Source organism: Cohnella algarum, from assembly GCF_016937515.1.
GTDB lineage: Bacteria > Bacillota > Bacilli > Paenibacillales > Paenibacillaceae > Cohnella > Cohnella algarum.
Genome location: NZ_JAFHKM010000002.1, coordinates 4,853,907 through 4,874,292, shown reverse-complemented (window position 1 = coordinate 4,874,292; position 20,386 = coordinate 4,853,907). Strand labels below are relative to the sequence as shown.

Below are 20,386 nucleotides of genomic sequence, written 5' to 3'. Positions count from 1 at the left end.
CGTTAATTGAATTTGCCGATAGTGCTATTGTTTTGTTTTTAAAGTCTCTTGTCGGTATCCCCTCTCCTCAGAAACGGTATTTTCCGGGATAGGGTGCCAGTCAAAACGGTCGCGCCGGGCCGTTATTCGGCTAAACCGAGTCCAAGTTCGCAAATAACGGTCGCTTGAAGCCGTTATCGAGGAGCGGAGGGCAGGATTGGACGGAAGGTAGGCAAATAACGGCAGCAACAGGCCGTTATTGATGCTCGAAAGGCGAGATTGGACGGATAGAATACCAATGGCGGCCGCCTCGAGCCGTTGTCGATGCGCGGAGGGCGGGATTGGATGGAAGGTAGGCAAATAACGGTTGCACCGGGCTGTTATCGATGCGCGAAAGGCGGATGACCTCGCCGGGACGGCAATAAACAAACGGGAAAGGGGGACGGGGCATGGGCTTTCAATCGCTGGCCGGGATTGGGTTCGCGGCTTCGCTGCCGCTGATCGTTCTCCTCTATTTATTAAAACGGACATATGTCGATACGCCGGTTCCGAGCAGCCTGCTATGGAGGCGGGCGCTCCGGGAGCAGGAAGCGAACCGGCCGTGGCAAAAGCTGCGGCGCCGGCTGCTGCTGCTGCTTCAACTGCTGGCGGCGGCTCTCCTGACGCTTGCGCTGATGGGGCCGTACGCGTCGGGTACGAGCGGATCGGCGCGACCGGTTGCCGTCGTGCTGGATACCTCGGCCAGCATGACGGCCGTCTCGCCCGAGGGAGACGGCGCGCAATCGGCGCTGCAGCTCGCGAAGCTGCGAGTCGCGGAGTGGCTCGCCGAGCAGCCGGGCGCGAGGCCGGTCACGCTGATCGCCGCGGGAGATCAGCCGGTCGTTCTCGCGTCCGCGCAAAGGGATCGCGAGGCGCTCGAAGCCGCGCTCGAGGCGGCGCGGCCGAATTACGGCCGCGCGGATCTGGCGGCGGCGCTGTCGCTTGCGGATGCGACGCTTCGCGGCGAGGCGGAAGGCGAAATCTGGCTGCTGACCGACGGCAAGGCAAGACAGCAAGTAGAGGCAAGCGCGGCCGTCGAGGTTATGGCGAGCCCGCTTCGCGTGACGGAGATCGACAGCGGCCGGGCCAATGTGTCGATTGCGGCATTCGGCGTGCGCGGCGAAGCCGGAACGGACACGGCGGCCGCCGTCGTCACGCTGATGAACCGCGGGCTCGAGCCGTTAAGCGGCACGCTCGCCGTTCGCGCCGAGGGCGTTCCGGAGCCGGCCGAAGAGTCGGCGACGTTTGCACTGGAAGCGGGCGAGCAGCGATCCTTCCGCTTCGACCGGCTTCCCGCCGCCGAATTCTACATGGCGACGATCGGCCGGATCGACGGCTACGCGGCGGACAATACGGCTTACGCTTTTTCCGCCGCGCAGGCCGCCGGCCGGGCGCTGCTGGTCGGCGAAGGCAATTTGTTTCTGGAGAAGGCGCTGCAGCTGGCGGGCATTCAAGTCGTGCGCGCCGATCCGGCCGGCTTCGAACCCGACGGGACGATCGCGGACACCGTCGATTGGGTCGTGCTGGATGGAGCGGACGAGGAGACGCTTGCGTCGGATGAATGGCGGAAGCTGATCGGCTCGAAGCCGGTATGGCGAATCTGGTCGGCGGAAACGCCTCCCGCAGGCGGAGAAGCCGTCGCGCCGGCGAACGGGGAAGCCGAAGTCGGGGACCATCCGGTCGTCCGGTATTTAACGTTCGGCGACGTGCACATATCCCGGCTCGCCCGCATTCGGCGATCCCGTCGCGACATACGGGGGCGTTCCCGCCGTCTACGCGGGAATGACGGACGGGAAGCCGGGGCTCGTTTTTGCGTTCGGCTTGCAGGATTCGGATTTGCCGCTGCGGACGGAGTTTCCGATTCTGATCGCGCAGGCGTCGGAATGGATGGGCGGGGGATCTTCGGCGAATCTCGGGCAGGCCGTCGCCGGAAGCCAGCTCGACGTGCAATTCGTTTCCGAAGCGGCGGATGCCCGTTGGAAGGCGATAGCGGCGGAGGAGGGGGGTCCGACAACGGAGCAGGAGACGACGGCCATTGCAAGGACGCCCGAAGGGGGCTTGTCGGGCTTGCAAACGGCGCCGCCCGTTCCCGGCCTGTACCGGCTCTCCATCCTGGACGCCTCCGGGCGGGAGCTGGCCGGTCCGCTGCTTGCCGTCGCCGCGGATCCTGCCGAGAGCATGGCGGCTCATGGTTCGGAAACGGAAACGGGCGGACAGCCGGCAACGGAAAACGAGGCGCCTGCCGCAGCCGACGAAGTTGCGATTATGGAGGACCGAACGTCGTTCGTTCCTTGGATTGCGGCCGTTCTGCTGCTCTTGCTTGCGCTGGAATGGGGGGTATACCGACGTGGGACTGTCGTTTGATACGCCTTGGGCGCTGCTGCTGATGGTGCCGTGCGCGATTTTCGTATGGTGGACGATCCGGCACACCCCCGGCTGACAGGAGGACGAAAGAAGCTGGCCGTTGCCGTCCGGGCGCTCATTCTCGCGCTGCTCGTCGCCGTTGCGTCCGGACTTTCGCCTTACTTGCGCATGGACCATCGCGCCGTCGTGTTCGTGGCCGACCGCTCGGCCAGCGTCGGAGAGGAAGAGCGGCTCGCCGGCTGGATCGGAGAGGCGCTTGTCGCCAAAGGCGACAGCGATCGCGCGGCCGTCGTCTCCTTCGGCTTGAACGCTTCGGTGGAGCGGACGCTGTCGGTCGACGAAACCGACGTCTTTTCGCTTCGGACCGAAGCGAACGATTCTTTTTCCAACATTGCGGGCGGTCTGCAGCTTGGTTCGGGCTTGCTTGGCGAAGGCGGCAAAATCGTGCTTTTGTCGGACGGGGAAGAGAATGTCGGCGACTTGCTCCGGCAGGGCGAGCTTTTGAAAAACCGGGGAATCGCCGTCGATGTCGTCGCGCTGCCGAAACGGGAGCTGAGGGATGCGGCGGTCGAGTCGCTTCGGGTGCCGGCGGATCTGAACGCGGGCGAAAAATTTTCATACGAAATTACGGTTTCCAGCACGTTCGCCGGCGAAGCGGAGCTTCGGCTGTACGAGGAAAATACGGAAAAATTCCGCAGCGTCGTCGCTCTCGAAACGGGGGAAAACCGCTTCGCGTTCCAGGATGTGGCCGAAACCCCCGGCTTGCATCGCTATCGGGCGGAAATTTACGCCGCCGGGGACGAGAGAGGCGAAAATAATGCGAACTACGCGTTCAGCCGCGTCGACGGCTTGCCGCGAGTGCTGATCGTCGAAGGAGAAGAAGGCACGTCCGGCAACATGGCGGGAGCGCTCGAGGCGTCGCTTATTCCGTACGATATCCTTTTGCCCGAACAGCTTCCGGCGGAGCTGGCCGATTACGCGAGGTACGACAGCATCGTGCTGAACAACGTGCCGGCGACGCGGATCGCGGAAGCGCCGATGATGCATCTCGGGGCGGCCGTCCGCGACTACGGAATCGGGCTGGTCATGGCCGGAGGCTCGGACAGCTACGGTCTTGGCGGCTATTACAAAACGGAAGTGGAACGGGCGCTTCCCGTTTACATGGATTTGAAGGGCAAGCGGCAAATGCCGTCTCTCGGCCTCATTCTCGTTATCGACAAGTCGGGCAGCATGGACGGCGGCAAGCTGGAGCTGGCGAAGGAAGCGGCGCTGCGCACGGTCGAGCTGCTGCGCGAGGACGACACGGTCGGCGTCATCGCCTTCGACAGCTCGCCTTGGTGGGTCCAGGAGCCGGTGAAGCTGACGGACCGGGATGCCGTCGCAAGCGCGATTCAAGGCATCCGGCCGGACGGCGGCACGGAAATTTATACGGCCGTAAGCAGCGCCTTGAACCGAATGCTGGAGGTCGAGGCGCAGCGCAAGCATATTATTTTGCTGACGGACGGGCAGTCGGCGGGGAACGGGAGTTACTCCGCATTGACGGATACGATGAACGATAACGGCATTACGATGTCGACGGTCGCCGTCGGCAACGGGGCCGATACGGCGCTGCTGGAACGGCTCGCCGGCGATGCGAACGGGCGCTACTATTTTACGAACGATCAAAGCACGATTCCGTCCATCTTCAGCCGGGAGACGACGCTGATGTCGCGGACGTACATCGTCGAAGATCGCTTCGTTCCCCGGCTCGGCAGGGCGGGCGATTGGGCTTCCGCTTTCGCCGGGGGCGTGCCGGCCGTCGACGCCTACGTCGCGACGACGGCCAAAGAGACGGCCGACGCCGTCTTGCTGACGCCGATGGGCGATCCGCTGCTCGCCCGCTGGCAGTACGGATCGGGCCGGAGCGTCGCCTGGACAAGCGACCTGAAAGGCGAATGGGCGGGCGAGTGGACGGGATGGGGCCGTTTCCCGGACGTTTTCGCCCAATGGGTCAAATGGACGTTTCCGCAGTTTAACGGCGCTCCGTACGACGTGGAGGCCGATTGGCAGGGCGGGGAGGGCAGCGTCACGATCCGGGAAACGACCGCCTCGGCCGGGAGCGCGACGGAGCTGAACGCCGTGGTCACGGGGCCGGACGGCGAGCGGACGGAGCTGACGCCGCTGCCGGTCGCGCCGGGCGAGTATGCGGGCGGCTTGCCGCTGTCCGGTCCCGGCGTCTATATGATGCAAATCGGGAAAAACGGGGAAAGCGGCGGAACGACGAGCGGTTTCGTCATTCCGTACGCTCCCGAATACCGGCTGACGGAGGGCGGCGGGGAGGACAAGCTGCGGCGGCTGGCGGAGCTGACGGGCGGGCGCTTGCTGGACGCGGCCGAACCCGGCGAAGCGTTCGCAGGCGAGCGGATCGCGCATCGCCGAACGATCGACATCGACCGGGCGCTGCTCGTCGCGGCGCTGCTGCTCTGGCTGCTCGATATCGCCGTGCGCCGCGTTTCGCTGCCGTGGGGCCGGGTTTCGGCCTGGCTGCGCGAACGGCTGCCTTTCGGGCGGGGCACGGTCGCCGGCGGGGCCGGGCCGGCGGCCGCGGATGCCGCGCTTGCCCGGCTGCAGGAGCGGAAAAGCCGCTCGCGCGCCTCCCGCTTCGGCGGGGCGGGAACGGGCGCGTCCGGCGCGCCGGCCTCGAACGGGTCCGCCCCGCAACCGTCCGCGGCGAAACCTTCCGCCGCCGGGTCCGCAACATCCGGACCGGCCGCGAGCCCCCCGCCCGAGCCGGAAGCCCCCGCTTCGGCCGCCGCGTCCGGTATCGCGGGCAAGAGCAAAAAGCCGTCGCCGCGGACGGAACCCGAACGGACGCCCGATCGCCGGACGCCGCCCCAAGCTCCCGCGCCGGACAACCCGGCGGCGGAAGAAGATGCGATGAGCCGGCTGCTCGCGGCCAAAAGGCGCAACCGGCGCTAACCTCGAACGAGAAGGCTTGAGAAGGCTTGAACCTGAATTTTTCGCGTACGGGATGGAGGTTGTCAGCTTGGGCTGGATCCGTATGACAAGCGATCAAATCGAGACGGAACACATTTGCTGCGCGCTTGGGACAAAATCGTACGAGCGCGCCGTAGCCGAGAAGAAGCAGTGGCTCAAAGACCGGATGGACGAAGGATTGGTTTTTTATCGCTTGGATGAACGCGCGAAAGTTTTTATCGAATATATGCCCGCCGAAAAGGCGTGGGTGCCGATTTGCGCGCCGAATTTCATGTACGTCCATTGTTTGTGGGTTTCCGGCAGGCATCAAAACAACGGGTATGCGAAGCAACTGCTGGACTACTGCAAAAACGACGCGATCGAGCGGGGGATGGATGGCATCGTCCATATCGTCTCGAACAAGAAGCTCCCTTTTTTAAGCGATAAAACGTTCTTCGAACATATGGGCTTCGAGGTCGTCGATCGGGCCGAACCGTATTTTCAATTAATGGCGTTAAGATGGAACGAACGGGCCGTCGTCCCCACCTTCAACAAACGGGCGCGGCTCCCAACGGATGACGAAGGCATCTCCGTCTACTACACGGCTCAGTGCCCGTTCGCCGTCGGCGTCCTCGAAGAACTGAGCAAAGTGGCGGCGGCAAGAAACGTTCCGTTTCAAGCGCATCGCATGACGAAGCGCGAAGAAGCGCAAAACGGGCCGACGATTTGGACGACGTTCGGCCTGTTTTACGACGGGAAATTCGTGACGCACGAAATCGTGAGTCCGAACAAGTTCGACCGGATGCTGACCCGGCTGATGGCGGAAAAGGGATAGTACCGAAGCAGCATGATAATCGAGTCGCTCGAAATGTTTGCTTGGAAAAACGCCCGGAAAGCCAACTGACCATGGCTTCCGGGCGTTCAACATTTAATGGGGTTAACGACCAATCGCCTGCTTACTCGTTCAAATACGTGTCGATCCGGTTGGCGAGCGCCCCGGAGACCGCTTCCGCCGTCTTGCTGCCGGAGAAGAAGGCGGCGGTTTCTTCGGCGATCATGCCCAGCACTTTCGGATCCCGGTTGCCGTACTTGCCGACGGAAGGAATGAAGTCGAGCACCTTTTGAATATCTTCATCGGTGATCGTCGGCTTGACTTCTCCGGATTCGTTGCGAAGCGTGATTTTCGGGCCGTCTTTCCCGCTTGCGCTTCCTTCAAGCAGCTGTCTGGTTTCGGTCAGCTTGGCGCTCAACGCGGCCTTGTTCACGGGAAAGTTCATCATCGCCTGATCGGCCTGCATTTCTTCGGAAAGCAGGAACTTGACGAAGGACCATGCCTCGTTTTTGACATTCGATTTGGCGTTCAGCCCGAGCACCTGGTTCGATTTGAACGGAATGCCTCCGCCGTCGCCCGTTCCGGGAGGCTGGAGCATGTTTTTTTGTCCGCTCATCGTAGGGACTAACAGAGCGTTCATCGGCGAATCCAGACTTTCGGAGGAGAAGGCCGTATTTTGCGCGCCCATCATGTCCGCCGTCGCCAGACCGTCGTCGTATAGCTTCTTGATCTTCTCCATGTACGCTTGGAATGCGGCTGCATCGAAGGAAGCGGAGCTTCCGTCCCGCTTGACCAATTGATCGTAGGTCGTTTCGACGAGGAAGGCGAGCAGCATCTCCGGCGACATTCTGGAAATTCCGTATTTCCCGTCGGCTTTCGTTTTGTTTAATAAATCGACGAATTGATCCCATGTCCATGTTTGTTGATCGAGACCGTTTTGCGTTAAAAACGCCTCGTCGCCGAGCATAACTTCCAGCGCGAAAGAGGTGGGGATGCCGTACCAGCCAGTATCGTCCGTAACGGCGCTTAAGACGTTCTCGTAATAGTCGGATTTCGCAAAGTCTGCATCCTGTTCGGCCAGTTCGTTCCAGTCGGCGAGCAGCCCCTTTTCCGCATACTTGTCGATAGGGAGATATTCCGCCGAGATGATGTCCGACGCCTGACCGGACATTATCGCCGTATTGACGCTGTTCGCGTATTTTTCGATGTCCTCCGCATTCGTTTCCGAACCCGCTTTCCATTCCTTCTTCACGATCATTTGATCCCCGCCGCTCGTATCCGCGGGCACGGTTTCGACGATTTGAACGTCGATGTCGGGGTGGGCGGCTTCGAAAAGCCGCTCCGCTTGCGTCAGAAATCGGTCCTTCGTCATGACGGACATCGTGACGACCGTTTTGCCGTCCGAGGTTTTCTGCGCGACGCCGGGGGCGGCCGGCGTTTCGCCCGCGTTCCCCGATTCGTTTCCGTTTTGCCGCTGTCCCGAGCATGCCGCGAGCGCGGCGCATAGCAGAAGAAGACCGATCGAATGCCAGCCTTTTGTCCGTTTTTTCATTTCGTTTCCTCCCTGTTTCAATCCTAAGTTTTAAGTTCAGGATGAATATCTGACGCGATCTCCGTCGCTGATCGGCTCGCTTGCGTCCGTTACGAAGCGCTCGTCCGGCATCAGCCCGTCGGCGACGACGGTGTCGCCGTTTTCATCCTTGACGGTCACATACGTTTTGCTGACGTAATGGGCGGCGCCGAGCGGTCCGTCTTTTTCCGTCAGGGTAAAGACATAATAGCCGTTGGTGTCGCTATGAAGCGCGGATTTCGGGATTTGCAGGCCGAAAGACGGGCTTTGGTTGCGGATCTCGACGGCGGCTTTCAGGCCCGGCGACAAGTCGGCGTCCTTGAGCCCGAACGTAATTCGCTTGTTGGCGTTGCCGTCGGCATCGGCCGCCGCGTCCTCGATGTTCGAGATGATCCCGTCGACGTTCCGCGGCGGCGTCTCGTCCAGCTGAACGGACACGCTGTCGCCGATGCGAAGCATGGAGGCTTCGTCGCTGTCGGCCGTAATGGAAAACGTATAGCCGGAGACGTCGTCGGCGACGGAGACGGCCGGCTGTCCGCGGTTAGCTGCGACGCCCTCGGAAACGTTGATCTCGGTCACGATGCCGTCGACGGGGGACTTCAGCGTGCGGCCTTCGTCGATCAGCTTTTTCAGGTCGTCGATTTCGCGCTCCAGCACCTGCATATCGAGCCGATGGATTTCGATGTCCCGTTTCAGGTTCTCGACGCCGGCTTCGTCGCCGCTCCGCAGCATCGTTTTCAATTGGTCCGTCATCTTGCTCAATTGCAGTTGCTTCTGTTTGTAGCGGGTCTGCTGGTCCTCGAGCGTTCGTTCGGTCGAAGCCGTGTCGAACTCGACGAGCGGATCGCCTTTTCGGACCCGGTCGTTTTTCTCGACCCGAATGTTCTCGACCGTCCAATCTCCCGAGGCGAATAGCTGCGCGACGTGCGCAGGCTCGAGAAAGCCGTCTCCCGTCACGATCAGGTCGAGACCGCCCGTGGCGGGCTTCTCGACGGACACTTTCGGCAGCGAAAGCCCCTGAATCGTGTTGGACAAAAACGTCAGCGCCAGCAAAGCCGCGAAAAAGAGGCCGATCGTCAGGCGAAGCGTCTTTTTGCGTCGTTCCGTTTGCAAGCGGTTCTCCTTTCTTCGGGCTACCCCTTGATTCCCGACATTTGAATGCCTTCCACCAGATGCTCTTCGCCGTACAGGAAAATGAGCACCATCGGCGTCATGTACAGCACCGACGAGGCGAACGCGACGCCTCGGGCGCCCTCCGCAATACTTGCCAAATATACGGACAGCGGCTGGCGAATCGGCTCCGTCAAAAACAGGAGCGGCTGTTCCGCCATGTTCCAGTTGTCCACGAACGACAGCAGGAAAAGCGCGGCAATGCCGGGCTTCGCAAGCGGCAGGGCGATGCGGGCAAACGCGCGAATGGGGCCGGCGCCGTCGATTTTGGCCGCTTCGAGGTAAGGGGCGGGGACGCCGGCCATGAACTGCCGCATGAGAAACACGCCGAACGGCGCGAAGATGCCGGGCAGGACGATCGCGCCGTAGCCGCCGAGCAGGCCGAGTTTTTCCGCCACGAGGTAATTCGGGACAAGCGTGACCTGAAACGGCATGAGCATCGTGAGCAAGTAAACGAAAAACAGCTTGTCCCGGCCGGGAAAGGCGAGCTTGGCGAACGCGAATCCCGCCAGCGTGCCGACGACGGTTTGGCCGATCACGATCGGGAGCGTGAGCTTCGCCGAATTCCAGAAATGCAGCAGAAACTTCGGCCGCTTCAGCAGCACCTCTCCGAATTGCGAGAGCGTCGCGTTCTCCGGCACGAGGCGGATGGCGGCGTACTTGCGCGCGGCGGTCTGCTCCTCGCCGCTTAGCGCCTCGTAATGGCGGCCGATTTCCGCTTCGGACATGAAGGCGTTGGCGACGGTCAGCACGACGGGGAACAGCACGGCCAACGCGATCGCGAGCAGAAACGCCAGTTTCAGCGCCATGATCGACTGCCGCAAAGCGGTTGCCATCATTCCGTCATCCCCCTTGAACGCGCCTCCAGCCGGAACAGCGCGTATATCGTCGCTCCGATCACGATCGCAAGCAAAACGGCCGCCGCCGTCAGCTTCGAATAATTCAGCGCCTGAAACATGTTGTTCATAAAGTGCTGCAGCGTGTAAAGGCTGTCGTGCGGATAGGCGCCGGCCACCAAATACGTTTCGCGGAACACTTTGAACGATTGGACGATGCTCATGACGACGACGAAAAAGGAGGTCGGCGCAAGGCCCGGCCAGGTGATATGCCGAAAGCGGCTCAGCCTGCCCGCGCCGTCGATCGAAGCCGCTTCGTACTGCTCCGCCGGAATGTTGGCGAGTCCCGCCAGAAACAGGACGAGGTTGTAGCCGGCGTTTTTCCAGAGAAATACGGCGAGCATGACGACGAACGCCCATCTCGTGTTCATCCAGTCGACCGGAGCGAATCCCCAATGGGCCAACAGCCCGTTCAGCGCCCCGTTCCAATGAAACAGCGTTTGCCACACCAGAATGACGGAGGCGACCGGGACGACGAGCGGCAGCAAAAACGCCGTTCGAAGCGGCTGCCGAAGCGGCATGTTCGCTTGAAGGAGCAAGGCAAGCCCGAGAGAAACCGCGAACAGCAAAGGGACGCCGACGCCGGCGAACGCCAGGGAGTTCGCGAACGCTTTGCGAAACGAATCGCTGGCCCATAGACTCCGGTAGTTCTCGAAGCCGGCGAAATTTCCGTTTGCGGGATTGTCGATTGCCGAATAATACGCGACCGAACCGAACGGAACGATGAAAAACAGCAGAAATCCGGCCAGTCCGGGAGCCAGAAACAGCAGCACGTACGGCGCGTCCCGCCGGTAATGTCGGCGAAGCCGGCTCAGGTTCATCTCCTCCTTCCTTCGGGCGGCTCCAGGCGCCCGGATGCATTTCGCTCATCATCATAGCCGCGCTATGTGACAGCCGTGTGACAGGCCGGGGCGTGACAAAGCCGAACGGCCCGTCTTACAATAAAGCTGCATCAAAAGCGGAACGGTTCGGGGAAGGGAAGGATGAGCTTGAAGCCGAAGGTGTTGATCGTCGAGGACGAACGGCGGATTCGGGAATTGATCGCCGATTATTTGGAGGAGGAAGGCCTGGGCTGGCGCGAATGCGCCCGCGGCGACAAGGCGTTGGAGGCGTTCCGGAAGGAAGCGCCCGATCTCGTGATTTTGGATATTTTGATGCCCGGGCTGGACGGGTATGACGTGTGCGAAGCGATTCGCGCCGAATCGGACGTGCCGATCGTGTTTCTGACGGCCAAGTCGGAAGAGGACGACAAGCTGCTCGGGTACGATCTCGGGGCCGACGATTATATGACGAAGCCGTTCAGCCCGAAGGTGCTGGCGGCGAAGGTGAAGGCGCTCTTGAAGCGGGCGGAGGCCGCGAAAAAAGCGGAAGGCGGGGGCGCGGCCGGCGAACGGCTGGATATGGGGGAACTGACGCTGGATGTGACCGCGAGGGAAGCGGCGCTTGAGGGCAAGCCGCTGACGCTTTCGCCCAAAGAGTTCGACCTGCTGCTGCATTTCGTCCGCAACCGCAACCGGGTGCTCAGCCGCGACATGCTGCTGAACGCGGTGTGGGGGTACGACTACGAGGGCGACATCCGGACGGTCGACACCCACGTGAAACGGCTGCGTCAGAAGCTGGGAGACCGCGCGGAGTGGATCGCGACGCTGAGGGGCAATGGGTACCGGATGAAGGTGACGCCGTGAATGCGGTCGTGAAAAACTGGAAGCACTCCGTCGCGCTCCGGCTGTTCGCCATTACGTTTCTGGTCGTCATGCTCATTCTTGGAGGACTGCTGCTGGTGCTTGCGGGAAGCTTTTCCTCGTTCTACGAGCGCCGCCAGATCAAGGACATCGCGGCGCAAATGAACGTCGTGCGGGACCGGTTCGTGTTGGAAGGCGCGGCGTTGTCCGGAGCGGGATTCCCCCCGTATTTCTTCGAGTTCGAGGACGATTACTATGCCACGATCGCCCTGGTGACGTTTGAAGAGGGCGGCATGCTCATTAGGCGAGGAAGACCGGCCGAAGAGGAGGCCGAAGCGATGGAGCCGGGCGTGTCGATATGGCCTTCCCTTCCGGGCTACGGTCCCGGGGAGGAAGATCGCCAATTCATGCTTGGCCTGCAGGAGTGGCGCCAGGATGAACAAGCGTTCGCCAAGGTCGTCCTGCAGGGGGAGACGCTGGTGTACCGCGCCAAGGGGATCGGGGAGAACCGGGCCGGGGCGGACCAGCTGATCGTCGTCGCCCCGGTCGCGGCCGAGGGACAGACCGTGAACGTGCTGTTCGCCGTATCATCGCTTCGGCCGGTCATCGGGGCGGCAAGCGTCATCCGCGACTTTTCCGGGTACGCGTTCGGCGTGGCGATCGTGCTCGTTCCGCTTCTCGCGTTCCTGTATGCGCACGTGCTGACGAAGCCGCTCCGCTCCTTGAACGAGCTGGCCGGGAGGCTCGCTTCGCTCGATTTTTCGCATCGCTTCCGGTGGCGCCGCAAGGACGAAATCGGCGAGCTTGCGCGGACGTTCGACTTTCTGGCGGATAACCTGGAGCGGGCGCTGTCGGAGCTGCACGAGGCGAACGCCAAGCTGCGCAAAGATATCGAGAGGGAGAAGCGGCTGGAGCGGATGCGGCGCGATTTCGTCGCCGGCGTTTCGCACGAGCTCAAGACGCCGCTCAGCCTGATCGGCGGCTATGCGGAAGGCTTGCGGGACAATATCGGGGACGGGGCGAAGCGGGAGCGCTATGCGGACGTCATCCTGGAGGAGACTAGGCGCATGTCCGCGATCGTCGGCGATATGCTGGACTTGTCCCATCTCGAGGCCGGGCAGTACCGGTTGAAGCTGGAGACGTTCGATGCCGCGGAGCTGCTCGAGGAGGCGGCGGAACGGGCGGAAGCGCTCGGGCGGAGCATGGCGTACGGGTGAGATTGGAGCTGACGGAAGATGCGGACGGCCGCATCGAAGTGGCGGCGGACCGGTTCCGGATCGGCCAGGTGCTGACCAATCTGGTGACGAATGCCGTTCGGCACGCGCCGGAAGGCGGAGCGGTAACGCTGACGGCTTTTCAGGCCGGCGGAGAATGGTTTTTCCGGGTTCACAACGAAGGCGAGCCCATACCGCAGGAGGAGCTGCCCCGCATTTGGACGCAATTTTACCGCGTCGACAAAGCGCGGGACCGCGAGAGCGGCGGAACCGGGATCGGGCTGGCCATCGTCAAGCAAATTCTCGATTTGCACGGCAGCCGTTACGGGGCGCGCAACGAGCGGGGCGGCGTGACGTTCGCGTTCTCGCTTCCTGCGGCGGCGGGCGCCCGACAGCCATAGCCGAGCGAAAGAGGCTGCTGACATGCCGGCATTTGCGGTAATCTTTCGCAATAGCGGCCTTTCTTGACCGTTATTTTGGTTGGGCGGGGCTTTCCGGCCTTGCACCGGCTAAGTAGCGGCCTCCAAAGTCCGTTATTTGTTCATGGAGGGAAATCTCGCAATAGCGGCTTCCCGTAACCGCAATGACATACGAGCACTCCTGCAAAGAGCAAAGTCGGTCCTTCAGGCGGTTCCGCAAATGCTTTTGTATGATATTTCACACAAAAATTCACCATTTACCCCTTCCGCGAAGGCATTTGTACGATTTATCATACAAAGTCAGCCCTTCAGGCGATCATGCACACAATTTTGTATGATATTTCATACAAAAAACCATTATTTATCGCTTTCAAAAAGATACTTGTATGATTTTTCATACAAAGTCGGCCCATCTGGCGGTTCTGTTTTTGCTTGGCAGGATCTTCTGGCTTCGGGAACGTCCGACCTCGACAAGACGCTGCCGGAATTTCTCGACAAGTTGAAAAAAGCGGGGGCCGAAAAGATCGTTGCCGAAAAGCAAAGGCAGCTGGACGAATGGAGAAAGACAAACGTCTGACGGATTTCGTTAAAAAGCGATTTGACACAGGCCGGGTTTTTCTAGTATCATAAATTCTATATTTTTGGGAAAGAGGTTTTTTGCGCGCCATGCATGATTCGGATGACCCTGACAGTAGCAACTGCGAGTCTGAGCGAAGCAACAGCGTTTTCTTGATGCGATGGAATAAGATTCAAGAAATAACAGGCATAACCTGCGTCCGCAAACCGGACGGCGGGTTATGCCTTTTCGTTTATTTCTTGGCTTAGAATAAATCAATCCGGGTTCAGGAGATGGGGGAAATGAGTTTCGGGAACACGAACTTATCGGTCCGAACGTTTCATGACGACGAAAAAAGCAAATGATTGAATTATAGCGGAGGGGGCGACATCTTTTGTTCGAATTATTGATCATCGTTGTTCTTATTTTGATTAACGCGTTTTTTGCCGCGTCGGAGATTGCGCTGATTTCGCTTAACGACAATAAAATTCGGCTGATGGCCAAGCAGGGCCATCGCAAAGCGAAGCGGATCGTCGGTTTGCTGGGCGAGCCGAGCCGATTTCTGGCGACGATTCAGATCGGCATCACGCTTGCCGGATTTTTCGCCAGCGCCTTTGCGGGCGAAAGCTTCGCGGGCGACCTGGCGGATTATTTGATCGGTCTGGGCGTCTCGATTTCCCCGGCCGTGTTGAGTACGATTTCGCTGATCGTCATCACGCTGGTACTCTCCTATTTTCAACTCGTTCTCGGGGAACTGGTGCCTAAACGCGTGGCGATGAAAAAAGCGGAAGCCATGGCCATGTTTGCGGCCGATACGCTATACGTTCTTTCGAAAATAACGGCTCCGTTCGTGAAGCTGCTGACGGCCTCGACCAATATGCTCGTCCGCTTGTTCGGCATCGATCCGAATGCCAACGACGAAGAGGTGTCCGAGGAAGAAATCCGGATGATGCTGGATACCGGAACGGAGCGGGGGACGATCCAGGCCAGCGAAAAGCTGATGATCAACAATATTTTCGATTTTGACAATATGACCGTGTCCGACATTATGACGCATCGGACCGACGTGCTGGCGATCCCGATCGATGCCGACCGGCAAACGGTGGCGGACCTGGCGGCGAACGAGCAATATACGCGCTATCCCGTATACGAGGAGTCCATTGACAACGTCATCGGCATTTTGCACATCAAGGACTTGATCCGCTACATGCGAAACGAAGACGATCGTCCGTGGAACTTGCTGGAGCTCGTGAATACCGCTTACTTCATTCCGGCATCGAAGAAGACGAACGTTCTGTTCGAAGAACTGCAGCAGAACCGCGTCCATATGGCGATTGTCGTCGACGAATACGGCGGCACGGCCGGGATCGTGACGATGGAGGATTTGCTGGAAGAGATCGTCGGCAATATTTACGACGAGCATGACGACGACGAGCTTGATTTCGAGGAGATCGAGGAAGGCAGCTATCTGTTCAGCGGCACGATGTCTCTCGACGATGCTCAGGATGTGCTTGGCATTCGCTTGCCGGTAGAGGAGTTCGATACGCTCGGCGGATTCATGGTCGGCCAGCTGAAGCGGATTCCGACCAATCAGGAGAAGCCGCAGTTCGATTACGGCGGCTATACGTTCGCCGTCCGCGAAGTCGGCCAGCGCCGGATCCGCAAGCTGGCGGCCTTCAGAATCGCCGGCGCGGCGGCTGGGAATGAGGCGGCGGCCGACGAAGGCGCCGGGCGCGAGGAGTAGCTTTTTGCGTAACAGGGCCGCGACACTGATCGATCCCAAATGGTCGAACGGCGTCGCGGCCCTGTTTTATTCGTTAGACCGTAACGTTCAAATAAGCGCCCATTCCGGTTCGTTCAACGATTTCGGCGAGAAATCCGCCGTTAATAGTTTACATAATAATAAATATGTATTATTAAAAAAACAATCGTCATTTGGTCGATACAATTGAGAAAGGGAATTTTTCAATTATCGAAACGGATTGCTTGAAGAAAAGTTCTCAGGAATATTTCATTGTGGCTAGGAAGATTTGAGGAGAGCTTCAAGGTATATAATCTTTTTCACAAAACCCGTATTTTATACATATGTCGGTATGTGTCGAAGGACTCCGACCAATTGCTTCTTTCTCGTATTTTTGTCTAATGACACAAATCACTCCCCAATGACCCCTCAATAAAGGGTTTGACACAAATGCGCCCTCAATCATATAGGTAAGCGTCAAATAGCCCCCACCTAGCGGTCGAGGTCCGCGGGGCGCTCTTTACCGACTACTGCGAGCATTCGTGAGAAAACTACATTTTACCGAGGGAGCGCAACAAAGGCCGCTGATCAATCCCATCGGCAGCCTCGTTTTCTTGGGTTATTAAGCTGTCGTACCCTTTACGGAGCAGTATTGCTGATCTGCTTTAGAAACCCGTTCTTTGAGGCTGTATCAATTAATTGCAATATCTCTAGACTTGCGGCGTAGTTAAACCTATACCATTGGTTTTCATTCCCTTCATAAATCAAAACTTCAGGATCCCCATCAACTGGTAGGGATCTAGCTAAAGAATAAATGTCAAAACGTTTGATGCTGTCCCCTTCTAGGTCTAAAAAGTCATATTGTCCAGCTTTATAGTAGTCACCAGAGTTGGGGAGACTACTCGGGGATAAATTAGAAGGTGCTTCAACCTTCTTGCCTTTGTTTTCTACAAAAATATTATATATTACTTCATTATAGCTATTCCCATTGATTTGATTTACTACGCTGCCCATAGTCAGGTAGTATTCTTGTTGCAATGCTTTCACCGTCACACCATCGATAATCAATGGCTTGGTTTCGACGGTTACTGCATTGTTACTATAACTGACATCGGAACCGAACGCCTCTGCAATAAAACGAAGCGGAACCATCGTGCGATTATTCTTTAGATAGGGTTTAGCATCAAACAGCACCGTTTTACCATTTATGACTGCCTTATTGCTATTCAGCTGTAAAATTACCTCCACATTGCTTTTTGTGAGCACGACTGCCGAATCCAACCAGTTGACCGTAGCTCCCAGATTTTCACTGATAACACGTAGAGGTACCATAGTTCGGTTATTCTTCATATCGGGACTTACATCGGAGGAAATGGCGATCGTTGTGGCATCGTCTTGATTTTTCATAAGTATTTTCACGGGTTCGGCGGCGTAAACGGATGATGCGAAGATCAGAAGGCATAGCGCGGCAACTGCAGAGATAAGCTTTTTCAAAACGTTCACTCCTTATCTGATGTATTTCTTATGGTTAGACGTTGAAGGTGTGGTTAAAGTTGTTGCGGCCTAAAGTACATCCACATCCTTTATTGAGCAAATCTGCCCTTTCGTATTATGAGGTCAGCCAGTTATTACTGGTTGATCCTTTTTTATTTAGGGTCGACGATTGTGGGTAGCCGGGTCGAACGTACCTGCCCGTGGGACCTGATCCCGTCAGCTATAATGTTCACCCCCTACTTGTTACTACCATGTTTGAGGCTGGTTGGGACTCAGATCCCGTACCTGGAGGAACACCGGTACCCATACATCGTCATTAATCCGCTGATCTCCAATCGATTAAGAAAAACAAATCTTCGCAAGGTGAAGACGGATGCCGCGGACGCTTACCTTCTAGGTGAATTGTATTACAAAGAGGAGTTTCAGAACTTTCGAAAAAGAGGAGTTCAACTGCTTAATTTGCGCTATTTAACACGTCAACACGAAGCCCTGTCGAACATGTGCGTCCAAACGAAATTGCAATTCCAAGCGGTCCAAGATCAGGTTTTTCCTGAATATAAGGGCGTGCTCGGAGCCATTTACTCTAAAGTATCGCTTCAGTTCTTAAGCCAGCTCCCCACTTCACAAATGGTTTTACAGACTGACGTGACACTGCTCAAATCCAGCATTTCCTCCCTGCTTTCTTCAAGGCGGGGGCGTTCTGACGCTTGGATTGATGAACGTGCTCAAAGGCTTCTGGAAGCGGCTAAAAAAAACCCGTTCAAACATACTATGTATTCGAGCCACCTTGTTAATTTAAGGATGCTTATAACCCTAATCCTTCAATACCAGGAGCATCTTGCTGAATTGGAACAGTGTCATCAGCCACTTTAATTGACGGTAGATTCGGAACCGCCAATGACGGTGGCTTTTTGCTTTCCTCACCGCCGTTTCGGAGACAATTATATTTCGCCTTTGTTTGTCGGCGTAAAAAAACTGCTCCGAAGAGCAGTTAGAACAGCGGTCGGACGCGGTACTTGGCATGTCGGTGGAGCCAGAACTTCGAATTTCCAAACTTCACGTACCAGTCCGTATCGAGCTCAAGGTTGGATGGCAAGAAGTGCTTTCCTACTTGAATCATCACGGCATCACCACAACGTAGCGAGCAAAGCAACTCTTCTCCATCGTACACGTTCCAACGCTCGGTATCTCCATGAAATCGTATCTCATTCATATTTGTCATCCCTCACTGTTCCTTAAATTCAGCTAGGATCCTCGTCACATGGACGGTATCAATCATTTTGTCTTTTCGCAGCACTGCATCCAGAAGCGCAGCGGTGCAGACGTTATTTATCTCTCGGCATATCCCCGAGCATGCGCGTATATGGCGTCCATCGCTTCTGTCGTAAACACCGGCCCTGTACTTCCGGCAACCTCCAATTGGTGGGAGATGTAATCGCGGCACTCCTCGAGCGACAAGCCTTCCAAATGAAAACGCACGTTCATCCGCTGTGTAATCGGCTTGAAGATTCTCAGTTGCAACGTGGCCTGTAGTTCCGGCTGTCCAATGAGCAGCAGGGCAAGCGGCGAAATCGAGTCCATACGAAAATTCGTCAAAAAGCGTATTTCTTGCAGCATGTCTCCTGAAAGCAGGTGCGCTTCATCCACGACAATAACGGCGACCTTCTGCTGGTTCTCGTACAAATCCCATACGAGGTGCTGGAATTGCCGTTTGGCTTCGCTGCGCAGAAACTTGGGCGGCAAGCCGAAGTGGTGGAGGAGTTCACGGTAAAAGTCCCTTGGTTTCAGATTCGCATCCGACAGATAGATAAACCGGTACTTGTTCGGATCCAGTTGGTCTTTCAAGTAGCGAACGGCTGTCGACTTGCCGCAGCCAATTTCACCGGTGACGCAGCCAATCGAGCGAGTCATCACCATATACTGCATCCGTGCTACACATTCTTCGAATCGCTTGGAGCGGTGCAGATGCCGTGTTTCAATCTCCCGGGTGAACGGAACGCGCTCCCACCCGAAGAAACCACGAATCATGAGCGATTCACCTCTTTCATCGCTCGCGAAAGCGCAGCGCCTTGCGCTTCGCGGGTCTGCCGTTTCTGTTCTTCCACCAATAATTCCACATAGTTGAGGCCCGTCTTCGGCGGTTGCATGACGGCCTTCGGTTCATCCTGCTTCGGCCGGTTTTTCGGATCGCGGAGCTTCATTGGCTTCGCGTCTTCATAGCGCTGGCCGTCCTTCCACACCTGGATGACGGACAGGTCGTGCGGATCGAATCGCACCTGAATCTTCGAGCCGGCAAGCTCTGTCTGGACCTCGAATATCGTGCCCAGCAGCGAGATGCATCCCGTTTTGTCCACTTTGCGGGATTCCTCCAGCAAGAATACTTCTATGAGTTCATGCGGCGGCAACATGCGAATCGGGTGGTCGTCTTTTTGGTATCGGTCGACTGGGCGCTGCTTAAAGCTGTTGTGGACTTTCTGGTGGTAAGCAATCTCAAGCCACGCCGAGAAGAATCGATTCAAATCGTTAAGCGTCTGGATCTTCCCTTGTTCAATCAGGTCGTATGCCTCCGGCACAAAGCTCTGGTCGACAAATCGGAAGAACTTTTCTTGCTTCCCGCGTCCCATAGGACGTCCGGGGCGAGTATGCTTAAGCTCTGCCCCCAGTCGCCCGCAAATCCGCTCAAAATGGTGTGAAGAATAGATGGCGCCGTTATCGACATAGATCATTTCCGGCACTCCGTTCTTTAAAATCGCCTTCTTCAGGCAATCCTCCAGCCGGGCCACACGTTCCTCGAAATAGAACTGGCCATGCACAACGAAGCGAGAGTAATCGTCAATGAAAATAACCAGATAGGCCATGACCTTCTTGCCGGGCTTGTCCGGATGCGGAAGGTAAAGGGTATGCTGCACATCGCCTTGCCACATGCTATTTCGGTGCGTGGCTTCAAACCGGCGAAAGTGGCTCCACCCCGTATTCAGTAACGCTTTGCGCGTGACGCCGCGGCGGCGAAGCTGCTTGCTAAGCGTGCTTTCTTTCAGGGTGCCGGGGGCCACGAATGCCGCCAGTTCCAGAATCGCAATAATCTGCCTGACGCTTCGGCCGGGTTGCTCCTGCTTTAAGGCAATCGCTTTGGCAAGCACATCCTCGGGGATTTCCCTGGTCGTGAGTTTGTCTGCTCGGACGGAGGGCAACAGCGCCTCCCATCCGCCTTCGCGATACGCTTTTAAATATCGCTCAAGCGTTCGTAGACTAATTCTCCTTCGCTGTCCCGACGACGTTTCATACTCATGGCTTACAATTTCGCGCATCAACGCCATCTGTTCTCCGGGATCCAATTTGCGGCTAACCAGTGATGCAATTAAGCCATAACGGAAGTTGGCTTCTTGCTGCCTTGCTTGCTCATCCATGCTAAATCTCCTCTCCCTGTGGTCTATGAGAGTATCGCATAGACGCTAGAAGCCAGGGAGGGCGCATA

16 protein-coding genes and 1 pseudogene are annotated in these 20,386 nt (G+C 57.7%); 9 read left to right on the top strand and 8 right to left on the bottom strand.

The annotated features are described in order from the left end of the window. Nucleotides 1-428: 428 nt before the first annotated feature. From JW799_RS21965 to JW799_RS21955, 3 genes are all read left to right on the top strand, one after another. Nucleotides 429-2,405: a vWA domain-containing protein gene (locus JW799_RS21965; RefSeq protein ID WP_205431709.1), complete on the top strand. Its 1,977-nt coding sequence runs from the start codon at nt 429-431 to the stop codon at nt 2,403-2,405. A 7-nt stretch (nt 2,406-2,412) separates the two neighbouring features. Beyond that, the gene (locus tag JW799_RS29790) at nt 2,413-5,340 is read left to right on the top strand and encodes a VWA domain-containing protein (protein ID WP_205431706.1); all 2,928 of its coding nucleotides are present in this window, start codon (nt 2,413-2,415) and stop codon (nt 5,338-5,340) included. Between the two features lie 67 nt (nt 5,341-5,407). Beyond that, nucleotides 5,408-6,172 carry a GNAT family N-acetyltransferase gene (locus JW799_RS21955; protein WP_205431704.1) on the top strand — a complete coding sequence of 255 codons (765 nt, stop codon included), beginning with the start codon at nt 5,408-5,410 and terminating at the stop codon, nt 6,170-6,172. 121 nt (nt 6,173-6,293) lie between these two features. Here the strand turns inward: JW799_RS21955 and JW799_RS21950 are convergent, their stop codons facing one another. The 4 genes from JW799_RS21950 to JW799_RS21935 are packed head-to-tail and all read right to left on the bottom strand — an operon-like array spanning nt 6,294 to nt 10,626. Further along, a complete protein-coding gene (locus JW799_RS21950) occupies nt 6,294-7,721 on the bottom strand; it encodes an ABC transporter substrate-binding protein (protein WP_205431702.1) in 1,428 nt (475 codons plus the stop codon). A 36-nt stretch (nt 7,722-7,757) separates the two neighbouring features. Next, a complete protein-coding gene (locus JW799_RS21945) occupies nt 7,758-8,852 on the bottom strand; it encodes an efflux RND transporter periplasmic adaptor subunit (RefSeq protein WP_080839459.1) in 1,095 nt (364 codons plus the stop codon). A gap of 20 nt (nt 8,853-8,872) precedes the next feature. After that, a complete protein-coding gene (locus JW799_RS21940; RefSeq protein ID WP_240353376.1) occupies nt 8,873-9,748 on the bottom strand; it encodes a carbohydrate ABC transporter permease in 876 nt (291 codons plus the stop codon). Then, complete coding sequence (locus tag JW799_RS21935) at nt 9,745-10,626, bottom strand: carbohydrate ABC transporter permease (RefSeq protein ID WP_080839457.1); 882 nt, start codon at nt 10,624-10,626, stop codon at nt 9,745-9,747. Before JW799_RS21935 ends, JW799_RS21940 begins: the two co-directional genes overlap by 4 nt. A 162-nt stretch (nt 10,627-10,788) precedes the next feature. Here JW799_RS21935 and JW799_RS21930 point away from each other — a divergent pair, with 162 nt between their 5' ends. The 5 genes from JW799_RS21930 to JW799_RS21910 all read left to right on the top strand — a co-directional run bounded on the left by JW799_RS21930 (nt 10,789) and on the right by JW799_RS21910 (nt 15,420). Then, a complete protein-coding gene (locus JW799_RS21930; RefSeq protein WP_080839455.1) occupies nt 10,789-11,490 on the top strand; it encodes a response regulator transcription factor in 702 nt (233 codons plus the stop codon). Further along, entirely contained in the window at nt 11,487-12,704 is a 1,218-nt protein-coding gene (locus tag JW799_RS21925) for a histidine kinase dimerization/phospho-acceptor domain-containing protein (protein ID WP_205431700.1), read from the top strand. Before JW799_RS21930 ends, JW799_RS21925 begins: the two co-directional genes overlap by 4 nt. Then, nucleotides 12,701-13,102, top strand: coding sequence for an ATP-binding protein (locus tag JW799_RS21920; protein WP_205431698.1), 402 nt, complete (start codon nt 12,701-12,703; stop codon nt 13,100-13,102). Before JW799_RS21925 ends, JW799_RS21920 begins: the two co-directional genes overlap by 4 nt. Before the next feature lie 238 nt (nt 13,103-13,340). After that, a complete protein-coding gene (locus tag JW799_RS21915; RefSeq protein ID WP_139787293.1) occupies nt 13,341-13,697 on the top strand; it encodes a DUF3502 domain-containing protein in 357 nt (118 codons plus the stop codon). 373 nt (nt 13,698-14,070) lie between these two features. After that, complete coding sequence (locus JW799_RS21910; protein ID WP_080839450.1) at nt 14,071-15,420, top strand: hemolysin family protein; 1,350 nt, start codon at nt 14,071-14,073, stop codon at nt 15,418-15,420. 636 nt (nt 15,421-16,056) lie between these two features. Here JW799_RS21910 and JW799_RS21905 read toward each other — a convergent pair. Then, the gene (locus tag JW799_RS21905) at nt 16,057-16,920 is read right to left on the bottom strand and encodes a copper amine oxidase N-terminal domain-containing protein (protein ID WP_338026313.1); all 864 of its coding nucleotides are present in this window, start codon (nt 16,918-16,920) and stop codon (nt 16,057-16,059) included. Between the two features lie 267 nt (nt 16,921-17,187). Here JW799_RS21905 and JW799_RS21900 point away from each other — a divergent pair. Next, a pseudogene (locus JW799_RS21900) lies at nt 17,188-17,766 on the top strand (IS110 family transposase); the annotation flags it as partial. Nucleotides 17,767-17,902: 136 nt separating this feature from the next. Here the strand turns inward: JW799_RS21900 and JW799_RS30315 are convergent. The 3 genes from JW799_RS30315 to JW799_RS21885 all read right to left on the bottom strand — a co-directional run bounded on the left by JW799_RS30315 (nt 17,903) and on the right by JW799_RS21885 (nt 20,318). Further along, nucleotides 17,903-18,124, bottom strand: coding sequence for a DUF5348 domain-containing protein (locus JW799_RS30315; protein ID WP_176220599.1), 222 nt, complete (start codon nt 18,122-18,124; stop codon nt 17,903-17,905). A gap of 116 nt (nt 18,125-18,240) precedes the next feature. Continuing rightward, entirely contained in the window at nt 18,241-18,939 is a 699-nt protein-coding gene (locus JW799_RS21890) for an ExeA family protein (RefSeq protein ID WP_205428197.1), read from the bottom strand. Further along, complete coding sequence (locus tag JW799_RS21885) at nt 18,936-20,318, bottom strand: DDE-type integrase/transposase/recombinase (RefSeq protein ID WP_080832306.1); 1,383 nt, start codon at nt 20,316-20,318, stop codon at nt 18,936-18,938. Before JW799_RS21885 ends, JW799_RS21890 begins: the two co-directional genes overlap by 4 nt. Between the last annotated feature and the right edge of the window lie 68 nt (nt 20,319-20,386).

Excerpts from the sequence above, each read along its gene's own strand:
- JW799_RS21935 (WP_080839457.1), bottom strand. The coding sequence starts at position 10,626 with ATGAACCTGAGCCGGCTTCGCCGACATTACCGGCGGGACGCGCCGTAC.
- JW799_RS30315 (WP_176220599.1), bottom strand. The coding sequence starts at position 18,124 with ATGAATGAGATACGATTTCATGGAGATACCGAGCGTTGGAACGTGTAC.
- JW799_RS21915 (WP_139787293.1), top strand. The coding sequence starts at position 13,341 with ATGCTTTTGTATGATATTTCACACAAAAATTCACCATTTACCCCTTCC.
- JW799_RS21885 (WP_080832306.1), bottom strand. The coding sequence starts at position 20,318 with ATGGATGAGCAAGCAAGGCAGCAAGAAGCCAACTTCCGTTATGGCTTA.
- JW799_RS21890 (WP_205428197.1), bottom strand. The coding sequence starts at position 18,939 with ATGATTCGTGGTTTCTTCGGGTGGGAGCGCGTTCCGTTCACCCGGGAG.
- JW799_RS21965 (WP_205431709.1), top strand. The coding sequence starts at position 429 with ATGGGCTTTCAATCGCTGGCCGGGATTGGGTTCGCGGCTTCGCTGCCG.
- JW799_RS21930 (WP_080839455.1), top strand. The coding sequence starts at position 10,789 with ATGAGCTTGAAGCCGAAGGTGTTGATCGTCGAGGACGAACGGCGGATT.
- JW799_RS21940 (WP_240353376.1), bottom strand. The coding sequence starts at position 9,748 with ATGATGGCAACCGCTTTGCGGCAGTCGATCATGGCGCTGAAACTGGCG.
- JW799_RS21950 (WP_205431702.1), bottom strand. The coding sequence starts at position 7,721 with ATGAAAAAACGGACAAAAGGCTGGCATTCGATCGGTCTTCTTCTGCTA.